This is a genomic window from Paenibacillus sp. PastF-3, assembly GCF_029893135.1.
GTDB lineage: Bacteria > Bacillota > Bacilli > Paenibacillales > Paenibacillaceae > Paenibacillus_AQ > Paenibacillus_AQ nitricinens.
Window position 1 is genome coordinate 303,681 of sequence record NZ_JARXWM010000006.1, and the last position, 20,035, is coordinate 323,715.

The 20,035-nt window shown below is 46.2% G+C and carries 18 protein-coding genes; 7 read left to right on the forward strand and 11 right to left on the reverse strand.

The genetic code is table 11. The features are described 5' to 3' along the window. Nucleotides 1–7: 7 nt before the first annotated feature. Nucleotides 8–409: a DoxX family protein gene (locus M2444_RS14760; RefSeq protein WP_094868338.1), complete on the reverse strand. Its 402-nt coding sequence runs from the start codon at nucleotides 407–409 to the stop codon at nucleotides 8–10. Nucleotides 410–549: 140 nt separating this feature from the next. Further along, the gene (locus M2444_RS14765) at nucleotides 550–1,020 is read right to left on the reverse strand and encodes a MarR family winged helix-turn-helix transcriptional regulator (RefSeq protein ID WP_280787328.1); all 471 of its coding nucleotides are present in this window, start codon (nucleotides 1,018–1,020) and stop codon (nucleotides 550–552) included. Between the two features lie 290 nt (nucleotides 1,021–1,310). Here M2444_RS14765 and M2444_RS14770 point away from each other — a divergent pair, with 290 nt between their 5' ends. The 3 genes from M2444_RS14770 (at nucleotide 1,311) to M2444_RS14780 (ending at nucleotide 3,841) form a co-directional block, all read left to right on the forward strand. Next, nucleotides 1,311–1,973, forward strand: coding sequence for a futalosine hydrolase (locus M2444_RS14770; RefSeq protein ID WP_280787329.1), 663 nt, complete (start codon nucleotides 1,311–1,313; stop codon nucleotides 1,971–1,973). After that, complete coding sequence (locus tag M2444_RS14775) at nucleotides 1,973–2,824, forward strand: 1,4-dihydroxy-6-naphtoate synthase (RefSeq protein ID WP_094868340.1); 852 nt, start codon at nucleotides 1,973–1,975, stop codon at nucleotides 2,822–2,824. The genes M2444_RS14770 and M2444_RS14775 overlap by 1 nt, the downstream gene beginning before the upstream one ends. A gap of 195 nt (nucleotides 2,825–3,019) precedes the next feature. Next, nucleotides 3,020–3,841 carry a class I SAM-dependent methyltransferase gene (locus tag M2444_RS14780; RefSeq protein WP_280787330.1) on the forward strand — a complete coding sequence of 274 codons (822 nt, stop codon included), beginning with the start codon at nucleotides 3,020–3,022 and terminating at the stop codon, nucleotides 3,839–3,841. Between the two features lie 69 nt (nucleotides 3,842–3,910). On the opposite strand, the gene M2444_RS14785 is transcribed toward M2444_RS14780, so the two are convergent. From M2444_RS14785 to M2444_RS14815, 7 genes are all read right to left on the reverse strand, one after another. Beyond that, nucleotides 3,911–4,897, reverse strand: coding sequence for an alpha/beta hydrolase (locus tag M2444_RS14785; protein ID WP_280787331.1), 987 nt, complete (start codon nucleotides 4,895–4,897; stop codon nucleotides 3,911–3,913). Nucleotides 4,898–5,113: 216 nt separating this feature from the next. Further along, the gene (locus tag M2444_RS14790; RefSeq protein WP_280787332.1) at nucleotides 5,114–6,481 is read right to left on the reverse strand and encodes a sensor histidine kinase; all 1,368 of its coding nucleotides are present in this window, start codon (nucleotides 6,479–6,481) and stop codon (nucleotides 5,114–5,116) included. Beyond that, entirely contained in the window at nucleotides 6,478–7,152 is a 675-nt protein-coding gene (locus tag M2444_RS14795) for a response regulator transcription factor (RefSeq protein ID WP_280787333.1), read from the reverse strand. The genes M2444_RS14790 and M2444_RS14795 overlap by 4 nt, the downstream gene beginning before the upstream one ends. Nucleotides 7,153–7,382: 230 nt before the next feature. Next, nucleotides 7,383–8,456: an ABC transporter substrate-binding protein gene (locus M2444_RS14800; protein ID WP_094868344.1), complete on the reverse strand. Its 1,074-nt coding sequence runs from the start codon at nucleotides 8,454–8,456 to the stop codon at nucleotides 7,383–7,385. Then, nucleotides 8,453–9,286 (reverse strand): ABC transporter permease, encoded by an 834-nt coding sequence (locus M2444_RS14805; protein WP_094868345.1) that lies wholly within the window; start codon nucleotides 9,284–9,286, stop codon nucleotides 8,453–8,455. The genes M2444_RS14800 and M2444_RS14805 overlap by 4 nt, the downstream gene beginning before the upstream one ends. Next, nucleotides 9,276–10,088, reverse strand: a complete 813-nt coding sequence (locus M2444_RS14810) for an ABC transporter permease (RefSeq protein WP_042192705.1) — start codon at nucleotides 10,086–10,088, stop codon at nucleotides 9,276–9,278. Before M2444_RS14810 ends, M2444_RS14805 begins: the two co-directional genes overlap by 11 nt. After that, a complete protein-coding gene (locus M2444_RS14815) occupies nucleotides 10,078–11,187 on the reverse strand; it encodes an ABC transporter ATP-binding protein (protein WP_094868490.1) in 1,110 nt (369 codons plus the stop codon). Before M2444_RS14815 ends, M2444_RS14810 begins: the two co-directional genes overlap by 11 nt. A 307-nt stretch (nucleotides 11,188–11,494) precedes the next feature. Here M2444_RS14815 and M2444_RS14820 point away from each other — a divergent pair, with 307 nt between their 5' ends. Then, nucleotides 11,495–12,592: an FUSC family protein gene (locus M2444_RS14820; protein ID WP_280787334.1), complete on the forward strand. Its 1,098-nt coding sequence runs from the start codon at nucleotides 11,495–11,497 to the stop codon at nucleotides 12,590–12,592. A gap of 86 nt (nucleotides 12,593–12,678) precedes the next feature. Here M2444_RS14820 and M2444_RS14825 read toward each other — a convergent pair whose 3' ends face one another. Continuing rightward, on the reverse strand, nucleotides 12,679–13,566 hold the full coding sequence (locus M2444_RS14825) for a DMT family transporter (RefSeq protein ID WP_094868347.1): 888 nt from the start codon (nucleotides 13,564–13,566) through the stop codon (nucleotides 12,679–12,681). A 96-nt stretch (nucleotides 13,567–13,662) separates the two neighbouring features. Here M2444_RS14825 and M2444_RS14830 point away from each other — a divergent pair, with 96 nt between their 5' ends. The 3 genes from M2444_RS14830 to M2444_RS14840 are packed head-to-tail and all read left to right on the forward strand — an operon-like array spanning nucleotide 13,663 to nucleotide 16,960. Then, nucleotides 13,663–14,559 (forward strand): LysR family transcriptional regulator, encoded by an 897-nt coding sequence (locus tag M2444_RS14830; protein WP_280787335.1) that lies wholly within the window; start codon nucleotides 13,663–13,665, stop codon nucleotides 14,557–14,559. 2 nt (nucleotides 14,560–14,561) lie between these two features. Continuing rightward, a complete protein-coding gene (locus tag M2444_RS14835) occupies nucleotides 14,562–15,536 on the forward strand; it encodes an aldo/keto reductase (protein WP_280787336.1) in 975 nt (324 codons plus the stop codon). Nucleotides 15,537–15,568: 32 nt separating this feature from the next. After that, a complete protein-coding gene (locus tag M2444_RS14840; protein WP_280787337.1) occupies nucleotides 15,569–16,960 on the forward strand; it encodes an aldehyde dehydrogenase in 1,392 nt (463 codons plus the stop codon). Between the two features lie 60 nt (nucleotides 16,961–17,020). Here M2444_RS14840 and pgmB read toward each other — a convergent pair whose 3' ends face one another. Continuing rightward, nucleotides 17,021–20,026, reverse strand: coding sequence for a beta-phosphoglucomutase (gene pgmB / locus M2444_RS14845; protein ID WP_280787338.1), 3,006 nt, complete (start codon nucleotides 20,024–20,026; stop codon nucleotides 17,021–17,023). Nucleotides 20,027–20,035: the final 9 nt, after the last annotated feature.

Here is a 20,035-nt window from a genome sequence, read left to right on the forward strand (position 1 = left end):
CCCCTTCTTAGTTAAAAATCAAGGCATCCAGAGAAATCGAACCCGGCCCCGTAAGTGCTATACCTACCGCAACCACAAGTACTGTGAGTGGAAACTCAATACCGTTTGCAGTAGACCAGAAGCCATTTGGCGCATGAACCTTAATGATGGCTCCAAGCATCGTAGCAGCGATTAACACTGCTGCAACAGGAGTTAGTAGCCCTGCCGCGAACATAAATCCACCCGCCAGCTCTAGAATACCTGCTAATACCGCCATCGTAACGCCTGGTTTAATGCCTATGGACTCCATCCAGCCGCCTGTACCCTTCGGGCCATATCCGCCAAACCATCCAAATAGCTTTTGTGCGCCATGTCCGATAAACGCAATCCCGATCACTAATCTCATCAATAATATTCCTACACTTATCATGGTTAATCCACTCCAATTTTCTTTGATTTAATTATCTTAACATTAAGATATATGGTAAATTTTTTTGTCTACCAGCGGCAAGAAGCAGCGAACTGCTTCTAACCTTATAGAGGCGCTCTTCCTAATGATATTTCAGCGCTCTATACACCTTTACCTAACTTCTTCAGTAAATCGATAGCCTGGCCCTTCTCTTCCTTATCCAGTCCATGCATTAGATCATGAATCGAAGCCACATGACGCGGGAAAATCTTATCGAACAGCTCACGCCCTGCATCCGTAATCTCCGCATAGGTCACGCGTCTGTCCTCGCTACACGGCACACGTTTCAGCAGACCTTTCTTCTCCAGCTTGTCGATATTATAGGTGATGCTTCCACTCGTAACGAGAATCTTCTCCCCGATCTGTTGCAGTGGAATACGGGTCCGGTGATACAGCACCTCAAGCACCATGAATTCGGCAGACGCCAGCCCGTAACTCTTCATATCCTTCACAGCTTGATCCATCAAGCTTCTGTAAGCCTTAGATAATACAACAAATAACTTTAAAGAAGACGCCTGATCCATCTCCGTAGTATTCTCTGTATTACGAACATTCTCTTCGGTATTACTCATCAATTCCACCTCCAGTTTGACAGCGATGTTGTACAATCTAAAGTAAATGTCTTTATGTTAAATATCTTTAAGTTAAGATAACTATACTTCCTCACACTACCTTTGTCAACCTCGCCACTTAAAAAAGATAACATAAGGTGCTTAACGAGCTATTAATGTTCTTTCTACGAATTTTTAAGAGCGTGATGAAAATCACTCTAAGTTTGACCTGACCCTTAAAACGGCGTATTCTTGTCTTTACGAATGACTATTTAGTAAGCGATTTCACTTCTCTCAAAGGAGGCAACCTGATGGTGGAGGAACATGCTGGTGCGCGGCGCGTGCTGATCGTAACAGCCGTAGCCGCAGAGCGAGACGCGGTCCTGCGCGGCCTGCAAGGCAGCGACAGGTTCCATGTGATTGCTGCCGGCGCAGGTACGGCAGCAGCGGCGGCGGGAACCGCCGCAGCACTCGCAGCCGGATCTTACGGCTGCGTAATTAGCGCCGGGATCGGCGGCGGGTTCCCGGGGGTGGCCCCTTTAGGCTCGCTGGTCGTTGCCAGCGAGATGATAGCCGCCGACCTCGGGGCCGAGACGCCGGAGGGCTTCCGCAGCGCTGCCGAGCTTGGCTTCGGCAGCGTGTCCGTGCCGGCTGACCGCGGCACGGTACAGGCGGTTTCGGCCGCGCTGGCAGCGGCCGGACTGACCGTAAGCACGGGCACCGTGCTTACGGTCTCGACGGCGACCGGCACCGCGGAGACGGCCGCCGCTTTGATCGCGCGGCATCCCTATGCCGTCGCGGAGGCGATGGAAGGCCACGGGGTTGCCGTGGCCGCTGAGGCGCTGGGGCTCCCGGTACTGGAGCTCCGCGCCATTTCGAACCCGGTCGGTCCCCGCGACCGGTCCGCCTGGAAGATCGGCGATGCAATGGAAGCATTAACGGCGGCAGCCGCTATACTATTGGAGGTGCTGTAATGACAACTGAGCTTAATATCGCTTTTTCCCCTTGCCCTAACGATACCTTTGTATTCCATGCCTGGGCACACGGGCTTGTCCCGAATGCACCACAACTGAATGTAACCTATGCCGACATTGATATTACCAACACACTTGCTGCTAATGGAGAAGGCCCAGAAGTCCTTAAAATCTCCTATGCCGCCTTACCATGGGTTCTTGAGCGTTACAAACTGCTGCCATGCGGCGGCGCACTGGGTCGCGGCTGCGGGCCGTTGCTCCTTACCGCAAGTGGCCCAACAGCGATCAAACGTCCCGAAAAGCTAGCTGGACGCCGGATTGCAGTGCCTAGCGAACGCTCTACGGCTTATCTACTTTTCAGATTATGGGCAGCACAGCATATAACGGGAGGCATCGGTGAAATCGTCGTCATGCCTTTCGATGAGATCATGCCTGCTGTACGTGATGGCCATATCGATGCCGGACTTGTAATTCACGAAGCCCGCTTTACTTACGCATCTTATGGTCTTAATATGCTGACTGACCTAGGCAGCTGGTGGGAAAGCGATACTGGCCTGCCGATTCCACTCGGCGCGATCATTGCTCGCCGCGATCTGGATACCGATGCAATCACTGGCTCGATTCGCAGCTCTCTTCAATATGCATGGGATCATCCTACTGACTCTAGAGACTATGTGCTTAGCCACGCACAAGAGTTAGCTCCAGAAGTGGCAAAATCTCATATTGATCTCTATGTGAATGAGTTCTCGATGAACTTAGGCGATGACGGCTACGCTGCAATCTCTGCCTTACTAAATCGTGCTGCAGCAGAAGGACTTGTACCTGCCATCGACCCAGAATTACTTCGGTAGCATGCACTAGGTATTCTTAACACACTCTAAAACTAGACATAGCCTAAAATCCCCGGTTACACACATAAGGTGTCCTCCGGGGATTTTGTTTATTCTAAGCAGCAGTTGTTGCGATTGCCTTCAATCCATTATTTGGCATAGCGGAGCGATGGCTATACAATAGGCCTATAAATAGATTCTATGAAGGAGGATCACATGATACCTGAAAACAATAGCAAGCAAAACATCGATCGATTTCTCGGCTTTCAAGCGGACTATGACCGCTACCGTCCTGAAGCTCCTCCCCTGATCATCAAGCTGCTGACCGACTACTTAGGCAGCACACCTTCAGTCGTCGCAGATATAGGCTGCGGCACGGGCTTGTCTACTTTTCTGTGGAAGGATGTCGCGGACCACGTAATAGGCATTGAACCGAATCCAGATATGCTGGGAAAAGCAATCGATAAATTAAGCCGGATAGAAGATCCTCAATCCATCACTTTTGTACAAGGTTATTCTAACCAGCTTCCACTTGCAGTGGACAGCGTAGACATAGTGACCTGCTCACAGTCATTCCACTGGATGGATCCTGAAAGCACACTTCGAGAAATCTCCCGGGTCTTGAGAACAGGTGGTGTCTTCGCTGCCTACGATTGCGACTGGCCTCTCCCCCTTCAACAGAAGGTAGAAGAACGTTACAACCAACTGATCTCCAAATCCGAGGAACTGCTCGCCTCACTCTTACCTGATGCTGAGAGAGCACATAAATGGGACAAAGAAGGGCATTTGTCACGGATTCAGGCTAGTGGAGCTTTCTCTTTTGCAAGAGAGATCGTATTTCATAATCTTGAATCCTGCGATGCGCAGCGCTATGTAGGACTCGCTCTAAGTCAAGGCGGAATACGAACCGTGTTGAAACAGGACGCTACCTTGCTCGATCAGGACATTGCAGACTTCACAACTGCGGTTGAACAACATTTTCAAGGACGCACCCTAGAGGTTCTGGTCAGCTATCGGATGAGAATCGGCATCAAATAATCTCAGCACTTAAGCGCAAAGAACGCCCCGATTTTCCTTATAGGAGGAAAGTCGGAGCGTTTTTTTATTTTATTTGACTTCTTCCATGAACAAATTTAGGTTCTCAACGATTTCCTTAGATCTGGAATGGTGTAAATAATGTCCGCCCTCGAATGTCATCACTTTTCCATGCACAGATTCCTTAACTTGCCCTTCATGCAGAGGAATCCAATCTTTCACGGTTGTATTATTCGCTTGTATAAAGAATATAATGGGAAGATTCTTGTCGAATTTCAACCCTCTGGCTGCGACAAAGTTAGGATATATATGTTCCATTTCATTTAAGGTAGTGGAATTATTCATATTTTTGAGCGATATTAATTTCATTTGTTTTTTGGTCTCATCATCAAATGGCAGTCCATCATAAGGGTCACCGCTTAATTGCAATCCCAATCTAATGATACCTGAGTCTTTGAGCAGCTTTAATTTTTTTATCGGGAATTTAACATCCATACCGCCTTGCTCAGGAACACTACTATCAACCCCTACAAATGCACTCACTTCGTTTGGATATTTCTTCGCATATTCCAATCCGTAAATACCTCCAATGGAGTGACCCATTAGAATATATTGGTCAATGTTTAGATTCTGTACGGCTTCATGAACCTCACTTATGATATTCGCTGTAGTTCGTTCCTTATCGGTCTCATCACTTAATCCATAACCAAACGGCTCAACCGCGACCACTTTGTAAAATGGTGATAACTCATCAATCAACGGCTTAAAATCAAGTGCTGGCGCTCCAGTTCCAAAGCCCGGGATAAGTACAATAGTCTGCTTCCCTTGTCCTTGGATCAAAACATTCATACTTTTTCCGTCAACAGGAACTAACTGACCATATTGATGTATTTTTTTCTGATCAGATTTGTTGCTAATCACATTAACTGTATAAACAACAGCTAGAAAAAGCACGATCAAAATCACTATTGCTCCTAATATTTTTAGCAACAAGTTACGTACTTTATGCTTTTTCTTTTCATTCCCCGTTTTTATTACCACTGTTTGTGTCACCCTCATCTTCTCCTGTCCTATTCTATTTATTATGTCGCCTTAACATTTCGCTAATGAGATCTTAACCAACAATGATGTACTCCTCATGACCACAATATGAACTAAATATGAATAGGCAAAAAAAATACTACGGCAGCGCAAGCAAGAAATCTTACCTGTGCTACCGTAGTATGAACAATGAGGCGCGCGTTCAACCCCTCGCAAAATATCCTTGAACGCTAATTATTCTGTGGGCGCTATAATTGGTAAGGTGACGATGAAGGTCGTTCCTTGGCCAGGTTCACTTTCCACTCGGATATCCCCTTTATGAAGCGATACGATCTGTTTAACAATGGCTAGTCCCATCCCACTCCCGCCATACTTGCGACTGTGGGAACGATCAGCCTTAAAGAAGCGTTCAAATATACGCGCTTGGTCCTCGGGAGAAATACCAATGCCAGTGTCGGATATTCGGACGGATACATTGTTCAAATCTTGTTTGATGCTGACGTTAATCACACTGTCATCCTTGGAGAATTTGATACTATTTCCAAGGAGATTCGTCCACACCTGACTTAACAAATCATGGTCAGCCCATACGACTACTGGTTTCAAATCAAGCTCAAAACTGATGTTGCGCGCCGACCATTGGGGCTGTATCGCCACAATTACTCGTCTGATCTGTTCGTCAAGACTGAACGTGATAAGTCGCAGTTGTTGGGATTGTGATTCAAGCACACTCAGCTTTAACAGACTATCGCTCATCTTGGACATCCGCTCCGCTTCAGCAATAATAATATCGAGATAACGATTCCGTTCATCCTCTGTGAGGGCAACTTTCTTGAGCGCAATAGCATAACCAGATATGGAGGTGAGCGGAGACTGAACCTCATGTGACACATTCGTTACGAACTCCCTGCGCATTTGCTCAAGGTGCTGAAGATCGTGCATCATTTCCTCGAAGCTATTAGCCAAGGTACCTAGCTCACCCATCTGCTTAATATTCAATTCGACATTAAAATCCCCAGTTGCTATACGCCTAGTTGCCTTTGTAAGCCTTTTGATCGGTCTCACTAAGAACATAGAAGCGACCAAAATTAATACGCTTCCCGTTATTAACGAATACGCCAAAAAATTAAATAGCAGATTCCTCGTAGAAGACAAAGTAGGAGGCACAAGCGGCTCCACAAACATCGCCTTCGTTCCCATTTCAGTTTTCAAAGGTAGTCCTAAGAGGTTGGAAGAACCTATACTCGGTTTTACTTGAACAGCTTCACCAGCCAATACTTTCTTTAGTTGCTCCCTAGTCACGGTAGCAGGGCTCTCTCCATTAAGCTCTCCGTAGGACCGGTAATGGCCGTTCTTATCGTAAATTCGAATATGATAGGAATCCAGCTGCTTCATTCCACTAACAAGAGCATCCGCTTCATGTAACGGTAAGGTTTCGTATATCCGGGCGATGTCCTGACCAAAGCGAAGTAAGGGAATTCGCAGGTTTTCGTTTAATTTATCTTGGAATACCCAAGTTGTCACAAATAGAGAAATCAATGTCCCTCCAATCACGGAGACCAGAAAGGTCAGAACAACACGTGTATATAAGGATTTGATCATTCGTAGACCTCAAACCGATAGCCAAGCCCCCGTACCGTTTCGATTCGAAAATCAGTTGCAGACGCAAATCGTTCACGTAGACGCTTAATATGTACGTCTATCGTTCGATCATCTCCAGCATAATCAATTCCCCAAATCTGATCGATTAACTGCTCGCGCGTATAGACTTGCCCGGGTGTTCCAGCTAGCTTATACAGCAATTCGAACTCCTTAAGCGGCAACGCGAATGACTCTGTTCCTCTCATCACCTTATAGGTTTGCCGATCAAGGACGACGTTGCCGAACTGGATCGTCTGGGTGGAACCAATCTTGTATCGCTTCAATAAGGATCTAACACGAACCGTCAACTCCAGCGGATCGAATGGCTTCGTCAAATAATCGTCTGTTCCCAGTTCGAAGCCCTTCACCTTCTCCCAGGTTTCACCTCTGGCAGTTAGCATAAGTAAGGGAAGATCTGGATTGGCTTTTCGTAGCTCTTTGCATAACGTCCACCCATCCATAACCGGCATCATGATATCGAGTACAACAAGATCGACCTGCTTTGAGGCGTAAACGGCTAACGCTTCTTTGCCGTCTGCAGCTTCGGCTGTATCAAATCCGTCGTTACGTAGAAATAAACAGACGAGTTCGCGAATGTTAGCGTCGTCGTCAGCAACTAGTATAGTAGGCATTCGTACCCTCTTTTCCTGTTATCCATCTTAGTCATTATACTACAATATACTTCCAGCCAAGAAGGAACGCGTTAGGCATCATTTCAAGGCCGATGATCGTTTCGCAAAAAATAGAAGGATCATGTATAGCGCGAAGCTTATACTTTCTTATTTTGTCAAAAAAAGAGCGTCTAACACGGTAATCCGCATGTAGACGCTCTTGGAGTCGTTTGACTTCACCTTCAAACAACCTACTTCTTATTCATCTTAAACTTCAGGAAGAGCTCATTGTAATGAGCAAGCATCCGTTTCCCAAGGTTATCATACACCTCAAGCCGATCCGTAATCTCGGCAGGCGGGTAGAACCGGGTATCCTCGGAGGTTTCCTTCGGAAGCAGCTCCAGCGCAGGAATGTTAGGTGTGGAATAACCTACGTATTCTGCATTCTTAGCTGCTACATCTGGGCGAAGCATGAAGTTAATGAACTTATGTGCTCCATCCACATTATCCGCCGTTTTTGGAATGACCATGTTATCGAACCACTTGTTCGAGCCTTCCTCAGGCACTACATAATCAAGCTTATCATTCTCGTCCATGATCTCTGAAGCATCGCCGGACCATACAATTCCGACAGCAGCCTCTTCATTGGCAAGCAGCATCTTGATCTCATCTCCGACAATCGCCTTAACGTTAGGAGATAGCTTATTCAGCTTGGTCAGCGCTTCTTGCAGGTGAGCTTCATCCCGGTCATTAACGGAATAGTGTAGGCTGTTCAAAGCCATACCCATTACTTCGCGTGCTCCATCCACCAAGAAAATGTTGTTCTTCAGCCTGCTGTCCCAGAGGGAATCCCAGCTGGTGAAGTCCATCCCCTTGGTCATTTCAGGGTTGAAGATAATCCCGACAGTTCCCCAGAAGTAAGGCACGGAATATTTGTTACCAGGATCGAAGGAAAGATCCATAAACCGCGGATCAATATTCTTTAGATTCGGAACCTTGCTATGATCCAGCGGTATTAGCAAATTTTCTTCTTTCATCTTGGCGATGGCGTAATCCGAAGGAATGACTACATCAAAAGTAGTTCCACCCTGCTCCACTTTTGTTAGCATGGCTTCATTAGAGTCAAAGGTTTGATAAATGACCGTTAATCCGGTTTCCTTTTCAAATTCCTTGAGCAGATCAGGATCGACATAGTCGCCCCAGTTATAGATAGTCAGTGTATTCCCTCCGGAATAGCCCTCCCTTGAGTTCATCCAGGAACCTAAGTACATTAGCGCAAATGCCGTGATTACAATCGCCAAAAAAGCATTAATCAACTGTTTCATCTAGGCACCCCCGCTTCCGCTACAGGCTCCGCCACGGCCTCCGAGGTATTGGATCGGTTCTTCTTAAGAGTCAGGAAGTAATAACCGACAACGAGCAATATCGTGAACAGGAAGATCAGTGTCGACAACGCATTAATGGATAGTGACACCCCTTGCCGGGCTCTGGAATAAATCTCAACTGATAGCGTCGAATAACCATTACCCGTTACGAAGAACGTAACTGCAAAGTCATCCAGTGAATACGTAAGTGCCATGAAAAATCCACTAAAGATCCCCGGTTTGATAATCGGCAGAATAACCTTAGTCAGAACATCCTTGCGGCTTGCGCCGAGATCACGTGCGGCATCCGTTAGTGAAGGACTCATATCCTGTAAATGCGGCAGAATCATCAACACGGCAATCGGTACACTGAACGCGACATGCGAAAGCAGGACGGACACGAAACCAAGCTTGATGCCTGCAATGGTGAACAGGATCAGGAACGATGCACCGATAATGACATCCGGACTAACGATCAATACGTTGTTCAAAGATAACAAGGTATTTTTAGCACGGCGGTTTTGTACACTCTTAATGGCCAGTGCACCAATAATAGCGATAAGAGTGGCGATAGCCGAGGACAGAAGCGCGATGACAAGCGTGTTGATCATGATGATAATCAGACGTGTATCCTGAAGGACCTCACGGTAGTAATCCAGTGTAAAGCCCTCGAACTTGTGCATCGTCCCCCCACTGTTGAACGAATAGTACATCAAATAGAAGATTGGCGCATACAGAACAGCGAACACTAGCACTAGGTACAGATTGGAGAACCCGTTTTTATTTCTCATTCCGCACCCCTTTCCGCGATCCGCCGGTAATAATCATGAACAGCGCCATAATAGCAATCAGAAACACTGCAACCGTGGAGCCCATGCCCCAGTCCTGTGTGACCAGAAAATGCTGCTCAATCGCAGTGCCGAGTGTAATCACCCTATTGCCGGCAATCAGACGAGTAATCATAAACAGGGACAGCGCTGGTATGAATACCGCCATACATCCGGAACGCACACCCGAAATGGTCAATGGAAAAATAACGCGCCGGAACGTCGTCCAGCCCGAAGCACCCAGATCACGTGCCGCATCCAGCAAGGATAAATTAAGATCCTCCAAAGCGCTGTATATCGGCAAGATCATGAATGGGATAAAGATATACACAGATACAAATACAAAGCTGAAGCCCGTAAATAAAATTTGCTGTTCACCGATTCCAAGCAGATCAAAGAAATTGTTGATCGGTCCGAACGTACCAAATATGCCGATAAAGGCGTAAGTTTTCAGCAGCAAATTAATCCAGGTCGGTAAAATAATCAGCAATAGCCATAGCTGCTTATGCTTCGTTCTCGTCAACAGATATGCTGCCGGGTAGGCGACCAGCAAAGAGAATGCTGTAATCAAAAACGCATACCAGAATGAGGTCAGCGTCATTTTTAAGTACACAGGTGTAAAGAAGTTCACGTAGTTATCTAGCGTAAGATGCCCATCCAGATCAAATAGAGAATAATAGATGACAAGCAGCACGGGTGCGATTACAAACAAGGCGATCCAGAGGTAATAAGGGATGAGATAATACGATCTGCCCTTATTCTTCATGACTCTCCACCTCGGCGTAAGCTTCCAGACGTTTGTCGAACTCTTCCTCCGTTTCACCAAAACGCATAACATGAATCGCTTCCGGATCAAAATAAAGGCCAATTTCACTGCCTACAGTCGCTTTACGTGTAGAATGCACAAGCCATTCATGTCCGGATTCATCATAACAACTGATTTCATAATGGACACCCCGGAACAACTGGGAATCCACTCGCACACGTAGCTTACCCTGTTCCAATGTTGAAATTTCCAAATCCTCGGGGCGTATAACAATCTCCACAGATTCGTTTGGTTTAAGACCGGCATCAAAACATTCAAAGCGGCGCCCGTTAAACTCCACCAGATAGTCTTCAATCATTACACCCGGAACAATGTTGGACTCGCCAATAAAATCAGCCACGAAACGGTTAATTGGCTCATCATAGATATCGTTAGGCGTGCCGCTTTGTTCGATTTTTCCTTTGTTCATGACAAAAATCCAGTCGGACATCGCGAGTGCCTCTTCCTGGTCATGTGTAACAAAAATAAAGGTAATGCCAAGCCGTTGCTGCATTTCTCGCAGTATGTACTGCATCTCTGTTCGCAGCTTCAGATCGAGCGCAGATAGCGGCTCGTCCAGCAAAAGAACCTGCGGCTCGTTCACAATCGCACGAGCAATGGCCACGCGCTGCCGTTGACCACCGGACATTTCGTTAATAGCACGCTGCTCGTAGCCCACAAGGTTAACGAAACTTAGCGCTTCCTGCACCTTCTTCGTGATGACGTCTTTCTTAAGCTTCTTAATGCGCAGTCCGAAAGCCACATTCTCGAATACGTTCAGGTGTGGAAACAGTGCGTAATCCTGAAAGACCGTATTGACCTGCCGCTCATTGGCTGGAATGTGGTTGATCACTTTACCGTTTAAATAGATAGACCCGCTTGTTGGCTCTGCGAACCCAGCGATCAATCGTAGAATAGTCGTTTTACCACAGCCTGATGGACCAAGTAGTGTATAGAATTTGCCGCGCTCTATCTCAAAGCTGACTCCTTTTAACACCGGATCTTCGTCGTCATATTGCTTGGTAACCTCTTCAAATGAAATAATGGTGCCTTCCTGAATAGCTATAGCTAACAACCTCCCTGCCTAAAGTATCACAATACTATTTTACCCGCATCTCGCGGAGAACAATCGAATGGGCATGCTCAGCGCTAATAAGCGACAATTCCTCCTCTCATTCGACACTCCAATAGATATAACATATTAGATTGTACCATTATATGCGATAGCTTACATGGATAAGGAATGCGTAAACTTAACAACTTTGTAAAATATCCAGTCCTCCAAGCCTTTTTCAAGGTGTTATAATGAAAACGAACTGAAAGACCAGACAGTTTTTTCATTTTTTTCCGAAAGAAGATGAATGATAATGAACGAGGGGTTACAAGACCGCCTTGAAAAATATGGTTTCTCACTTTACATGATACGAATTACGCTGGCTGCTTCACTCTCATGGGTGGCCGTACACAGCATATATGGTAGCCAATATTTATACTTTGCACCCCTTGCGGCTATCCTCATCACCCAAGCCAGTGTTAAAGCATCGCTAGAAAAAGGAATCTACCGCCTGATCGGCATTATTCTTGGCGGGATCGTTAGCCTAATTGTTGGCCAGTTTTTTGATGTAGGCGGGCTTTCTATCCTGCTCATTCTACTCATCGGGATTGGCATCGCTACGGCCTGTAAGATGAACATTCAAGCTGTTTCACAGGTGGGTGTTACTTCCGTTCTAGCACTTACTTTTTATCAGAATGACTACGTGCTTTGGAGAATAGGGGAAACATTTATCGGCGTGCTAATCGCCCTGGCCATCAATATGATTATCGTGCCGCCGAACAGGTTCGTCAAGGTAAAAGCATTGGCATTCGAAGGAAGTCTTCTACTTGCGGATGCATTAAAAGATCTCGTAGGCGTAAGACGCGATTCTCCGAAAGACAATTTGCTGGAGGAAGCAGGTAAACTCCTGTCGAATAGCAGCCGGGAACAGAAGGAAATGTTCTATACCCTCACACATTATCAGTGCCGGGGTGAACTGAAGGGGCTCATACAGGCTACCTCACACCTAAAAAGCATTCATTCCTACGTCAAAGACATTGCCGACGATATTCGTCTTCTGCCAGCGCATCATGCCTCTTCGGACTGGATGAAGGATGTGCTGGAGTCAACCGCAGATTGTATTGCTCTTTATGGAACCAGAACCTTATCAGAGGCCGAATGCCAACGTTCTCTTGCCGATTGTATAGAGCGTGCCCGTGACCTGCAATTGGCCAGTTTCTCTGAACTACAAGGGAATTGTTCGCTATCAAGCATTCGTGATCTTGGTGCGGTCTTCAGTCACTTAAACCGGGTGTTGGAGGAAGTAGAGCGTGCTAAATCTGCTACTTATGCTGTAGCCACTCGGCCCTCAACAGCTGAAGCCGCACGCGCTTTACGTTTTATTAAAAAGGGACTCTCCCAGAAGCTATAAGCTCCAGGAGTGTCCCTTTTGTTATTGCTCTATTAGACATAATGCCCTCTTACGTTCCTGATTACTACAACCATTGCACAAGTTAACTAAACCGACTGCTTCGCGGCACGCCCTATCCTCACATTCACCAGAACAATGCTGCTAACAATAAGGAGTAGACCAATCACAAGATTTAAAGTAATCTGCTCATTTAAAAAGACTACGCTAGTACCTATCGAGATCAGTGGAATTAAAAAAGTAAATGATCCGACCTTCCCTGCCTCTCCCTCGTTAATCAGCTTGAAATAAATCAGCCAGCCTAGCGCAATCACAAAAATAGCGATAAATAAGGTATCCACGATAAACGTTCCACTCCAGGTGATATCCGACCACTTCTCCGTAGCAGATCCCGAGAGTAGCAAAATGATACCACCGATCGTTATTTGCATAGCGGTCATCCATAGCATATCCACGCGCACAGCATTTCGTTTCATATACACCGTTCCTAATGCCCAGCTCAAAGCACTGGCTAAAGCAAGCACAATTCCCCCTATAGAGATGCTTCCGTTAAGTCCTCCAATACTGAGGGAGCCTACTCCGATGAACCCTAGCAACAGACCGGCCATTTTGAGCCCGTACATGCTCTCTCCTAACCACAGCCATGAAAAAATGCCCAGCAAGACCGGCTGCAGAAATACAATGGACGAGAATAATCCTGCGGGTACATACTGCAAGCCAATCGTCTGAAATCCATAGTAAAACACGATACTTAATATAGCCGAGGTCAGATAGATCGGCCATAGCTGCTTGAAGCGGAGCTCCTTCATCTTAGGAAGTGCAATTAGAATAAGAATGAATCCGCCGATGACGGTTCGGATACCTGCAAATAATAAGGGCGGAGCGTAGTCTAAGGCGATTTTCGATATAGGCCAATTTATGCCCCATACCATCACCAAAAATATAAGAAGGATGATGCTTTTCTTCTGCTGATTCATGTATTCACTCCTTGGTGTAGATTCATCACAAATGATACAATAATTAAGAATATAAATGAAATGAATAATACTCATAAGGGGCATATCATATTTGTTATGAACAATACTCAAATTCGTTTGTTCGTCAAAATCGCGGAAAGCGGTAGTTTTACCAAAGCTGGTGTAGAACTGAATATGACTCAGCCTGCTGTCAGTCGAGCAATTTCCTCTTTAGAAGCTGAACTGGATGTAAAGCTATTACTTCGGGATCGGCGTAACGGCCTAATGCTTACTGACATTGGCAAGCGCATCCTTGTTATCTTTCGTGAAATTCTAATGGGCTTTGATAAGGTCCATCAGGAGATTTCCGCCGAGAGGGGGCTTGAGAAGGGAAGCATTCGAATTGGGGCTTTTCCAGTGGCTTCTGCCTATTTTTTACCGAAAATTATTAGCTCTATCACTGAAAGATATCCGAATATTACGATTAGCCTGCAGGAGGGCTCTATCGCCGAAGTTAGAGAATGGCTGGAATCCAAAGAAATTGATGTTGGCTTATTGCTCGCTCCTTGCGAGGCGTTCGAAACCATCCCACTATATAGAGAAAAGCTGTACGCTGTTATCAGAGATGATCATCCTTTGCACGAGCGTTCGGTTATAGGTGTGAGTGAATTAGCGGGTGAGCCTATGCTGATCTGTAAAGCAGGCTATGAACCACCGGTAGTAGATTTATTCCGCAGAAGCAGCAGCTATCTGAATGTAAAATATGTGGTTAATAACTATGCAACAGCTCTTAATATGGTTCAAGAGGGGCTGGCTGTGGGTGTAATGTCTGAGTTGTCTTTGTTAGCTTTACCTCCAAATGTAGTTACCCGCGAACTGCAGCCCGACGCCTACAGAGATATACATATCGCAGTCAGCTCGCTTGCCGATACTTCCATAGCTGTAAAGATGTTCATAGAGACAGCTCTGGATCTTTTTACTAAGCCTAAAAAAATAGATGATGAGGAGTGCTGAGAATGAACTTTAAAAGACTTGGTAATAGCGGATTACAAGTATCCGCATTGGGACTGGGGACGAACGCTTTTGGTAAAAGGGCGGATCAAGAAACCTCCATTCAAATCGTACATGCTGCGCTGGATCATGGCATTAACTTTATCGATACCGCTAATATTTACGCCGGCTCCGAATCTGAGCGGATCATCGGTTTGGCCTTGGAAAGTAGAAGACATGAGGCTGTTCTCGCCACTAAAGCAGGTTTAGTTAAGAATGACGGACCTAACGGAAGCGGCTCCTCGAGGCGCCATTTGATGCAGGAGCTAGAAGATAGTCTTCGCCGCCTAAAAACGGACTATGTCGATCTATACCAGATCCACACCTTCGATCCCAATACGCCACTTGAAGAGACGTTACGGACCTTGGACGATATGGTATCTTCGGGCAAAGTACGCTATATCGGGGCTTCCAACTATACAGCATGGCAATTAATGAAGGCGATTGGAATTAGTGAGGCACGGAGCTTCGCCAAATATATTTCAATTCAGTGCAGCTATTCCTTAGCGGATCGGACCCCGGAGAATGAGCTTCTCTCCCTTTGTCTTGATCAAGGTGTAGGGATTATTCCTTATTTTCCTCTGGCGGGCGGAATTCTCACAGGCAAATATAATTCAAGCGGTTCTGCACCTTCAGGGTCCAGAGCAGATACCGATCCTAATTTCAAAAGATTCCTGAATCATGAACGGATCGAACTGGGGCAGAAAGTGGGGCAGATCGCTGAAGAACTGGGAACCTCTTCTACTGCACTTTCCTTAGCTTGGCTCATGAATCGTCCTGCCGTCTCGACAGTTATTGTTGGGGCTACCCGCGTAAAGCAGCTGGAGCAGAATTTGCATAGTACCTCCATTCAGCTTAATGAGGAAACTACGAGCAAGCTGGATGAGGCAAGTGATTCCTTCCGCTTTGGCGAACCTTTCGCCTTTTATCGGCTCCCATAATTTGAACTATTACAATGAAGGAGGGGAGTATTATGACATCACATACAACGGCAAGCATTCAAGTGATGCTTGAAGAACATAAGGATTTTTTTAATCGTGGTGTAACTAAAGAGATTGCTTTTAGACTTAGTCAGTTACAAAAACTTAAAGACAGTATTAAACGATATGAGAGTCGAATTATCACTGCCTTACAACAGGACTTAGGAAAAAGTGAGTTTGAGGCTTATGCCACAGAAATCGGCTTCACCTTGGACAGCCTAGGTTACATGATGAAGCATCTCAGACGTTGGGCGAAGCCCGTAAAGGTTAGATCACCACTGCATTTATTTCCTGCGAAGAGTTATATCTTAAGTGAACCTTACGGTACCGCGCTCATTATAGGTCCTTTTAATTATCCATTTCAGCTGCTGATCGAACCGCTTATAGGCGCCATTGCCGCTGGAAACTGCGCTGTCCTCAAGCCATCAGAGAGCACACCATCCATCACGGCTGTTATAGAGCAGCTCATTCAGGAGACCTTCGAACCCCAGTATATTCGCGTAGTTCAGGGGGAGAAAGAGACCACCAATCTGCTGATCCATGCCAAGTTTGATTATATTTTCTTCACGGGCAGTGTTCCGGTCGGCAAAATCGTGATGGAAGCCGCTGCGAAGAATCTAGTGCCTGTAACCTTGGAGCTTGGCGGGAAAAGTCCGGTCATTGTCGACACATCCGCCAATCTTGATGTTGCAGCGAAGCGAATCGTATGGGGAAAATTATTAAATGCCGGTCAAACCTGTATTGCCCCCGATTATTTGCTCGTTCATAAGGACATTGCTAATGAATTGATCACCAAAATCAAACATCAAATTACTGAATTCTATGGTCAGAATGCGTTGCCGAATACAGATTATGGCCGGATCGTAAATGAGCGCCAGCTGCAAAGACTCGCCAGTCTCATTGAACGGGATCAGAAAAAGGTGGTTATGGGCGGAACCGTCATTTCAGAAGAACGTTATATTGAACCTACACTAATCTATCCTGCGGCTTGGACTGACGCTTCTATGGAAGATGAGATCTTCGGTCCGATCCTGCCCATATTGGAATATCATCAATTGGATGAAGCGATCCGGAGTATTAACGAGCATCCAAAACCGCTTGCACTTTATCTGTTCACAGCCGATAAAAATGTTGAACAAGAGGTGCTTTCCCGAGTCTCATTCGGAGGAGGCTGCATCAATGATACGATCTCGCATGTGGCGAACGCTAGCTTGCCGTTTGGTGGGGTAGAGAACTCTGGAATCGGCAGTTATCACGGGAAACACAGCTTTGAAGTCTTTTCCCACCGTAAAAGCATCGTCAAGAGAGGCACACGAATCGATCTCGGAATTGTGTACCCACCCTATGGGAATAAGATCAAGCTAGTCCGGAAAGTATTGAAATAAACAAAGCAGTAAACCTCCCATGACTGGGAGGTTTACTGCTTTTCAGGGAACGAACTTTCACTATTTGAACAGCTGTACCAATTCCTCTACATGTAACTCCGCGGTAGAAGGAAACCATAGCTCAGCAATCTCTTTCAAGGATGGACTTCCGGCTCCAACGGACCTCATACCAGCGGCTATGATGGCGGCTATCCCCTCCGCTGTATCTTCGATAGCTACGCAGCAGTCAGGTGATATGCCCAGCATCTCGGTGACTTGTAAATAAATTTCCGGATCCGGCTTGCCCATACGGAGGTTTTTAGGGTCAGCAATCGCCTGAAACAAGTGTCCGATCTCCAAGCGTTCAAGAATCATCATCGCATTCTCATTGATTGAAGCCAGCCCGACAGCGATTCGCTTATCTTTCAAATCAGTTAGCAGATGATGGATACCAGGGTGCAAATCATCTGCTGTCATTTGTTGAATCAGCTGCTTGTACATTTCGTTCTTCTTGTTGCATAGCATTCCTTTTACCGGTTGGGGTAAATTCAGGCCGCTTCCCTCCAGTAGGATCTCTAAACATTCCATTCGACTATGGCCCTTCAGACGTACATGCTTCTCTCTATCAAAAGAAATCGCCAGCTCATCGGCTAAGGCTTTCCAGGCCAGATAATGATACTCACTAGAATCGGTAATAATCCCGTCCAGCTCGAAAATAACAGCTTCAAGCTGCTTCACATTTGAAAGGGACACCGGCTTCTTTACAGTTAACTGCACCAGGCTCCCTTTATGTAGAATTTCAACCACTTCACCTGTCAGTAGTGTATAGATCACTACCTTACTATCAACATAAATATCCAATAAATGCCCACCGCTTGTTATTTTAAACCGATAGCTGTCCCATTGTGCTGGCAAGGCAGGATTAAAGGATAGCATACCGCCACATAAGCGCATCCCACCAAATCCATTTACAATCGACAGCCAAGATCCTGCCATAGCAGCAGTATGCAGTCCGTCCTTCACATTGCGGTTGATATCATCTAAGTCCATCCGTACTGTGCGGTCAAAGTAGGCGTATGCCCCCGTTAAATCACCAATCTCAGCAGAAATAATACTGTGAATGCACGGTGACAAAGAAGAATCATGTGTCGTTAGCGGCTCATAGTAATTGTAATTCCGGATCTTATCCGCCAAGCTGAACTGATCACCTAACAGAAACATGGCCATTACCAGATCTGCCTGTTTGAGCACCTGATGGCGGTAAATCACCAGCGGATGGTAATGAAGCAGAAGTGGGTATTTATCCGCTGGCGTATGTTCAAAGTCCCACTTCTTCTTAGTCAGAAACGTATCATCCTGAGCATAGATGCCAAGCTCCTCATCAAAAGAGATATACATTTTTTCTGCGGCGACCAGCCAATCACCAGGCTCTTCCTCAGTCAGACCAATCTTGCGCTTCAGTCGTTCAAAAGGCTCCGGATACTGCTTTCCTAACAGTCTGGCTATCTCATATGCGTAATAGAGTTGATCCCTTACCATAAGATTAGTGTATGCATTATTGTTAACGATAGCTGTATACTCATCGGGACCCGTCACCGCGTCAATACAGAACGCACCCTCCCTGGCCGGATTAAAATGACCCAGATCCACCCAAAAGCGGGAGGTCTCAAATATCATTTCCGCCCCCTCCAGGACAAGAAACTCATAATCGCCAGTTGCCCGCACATACTGTTTAATGGCATAGGCTATATCCGCGTTAATATGCATTTGTGCCGTTCCTGCCGGAAAATAGGAGGAGTTTTCAGCCCCATCTATGGTGCGCCAAGGATATAGTGCTCCCTTCTGAGACATCACTGCTGCCCGTTCCCTTGCCTTATCTAACGTAGCATAACGAAACTCGAGTAGCTTCCGGCTAATCTCCGGCTGTGTAAATGTAAAAAAGGGTATCATATACATCTCGGTATCCCAGAAATAGTGACCTTCGTATCCTTCACCTGTCAGGCCCTTAGCCCCAATATTCGTAACCCCGTCACGTCCTACGGATTGCAGCAACTGAAAAGCATTAAAACGGATACCCTGTTGAAGCGCAAGATCGCCCTGAATCTCCACATCGGTATGTGCCCAGAAATGATCCAGAAAAGCCCGTTGTTCATGAACAAGCGCTTCAAATCCACAATTCTCCGCCAATCGTTGTACTTCTAAGCACCTGCTCAACAGCTCGTCTTCTATATAATCCTTAGAAGTGTGATACGAAATGTACTTGGTCAGGGAGATCCTTTCCCCCATCACCACTGGTACAACCCATTGCATGGATAATCGCTGATCTTCTAGCTGCATGAGCCTTTCATATCCAGAGCTACAATTCAGACTGTGACTTATCCCTGTTAAAAGAGCAAACCCGGTATGCCGCGTCCTCTGCTTCATCCACAAAAAGGACTGCTCGAGCTCATGACCGGTTTCGACTAGCAGCAAATTGGGTTCCTTACTCCCTGATCCCAGCCGGGGGTCATTCGTGACCTCCGGTCTTTGGATCTCACCATCGATCGATGAAGTAAACGTTAGGGTTCCCTCAAAATTCAATGCCTTGACCTCGTAATCTATGGCCGCTAAATGTTTATGCTGCATGGCCACCATCCGACGAATGTTCAGCTGTACCCTGTGTCCGGCAGGAGATTCCCATTCTACCTGCCGATGCAAGATCCCATTTCGCATATCCAGCTTCCGTTCATAACGGTGCACTTGCCCACTGTTCAACTGAAAGGTATGACCCTCAATGCTGAGCTCAATAATCTTGGCGTCCGTTACGTTCAGCATGGCTTGGTTGCGGGAAGGATACCCATAAGCTCCCTCTGGATAAACAATAGGCTCAGAATCAAAAAATCCATTCAAATAGTTCCCTGTTACAGATGAGCCCGAGTGGCCATGGTAACCTTCCTCGAAATTACCGCGCATGCCAATGTATCCATTACCAAGAGAAAATACACTTTCGCTTCTCTGATTGTTCTCTTCATCATAAGTCTCCTCATCAAGACTCCACTCCCGGTAAGGATACACCGCAGCCGGATGTACGTATGGTTTCATCTTCATCTCTCTATG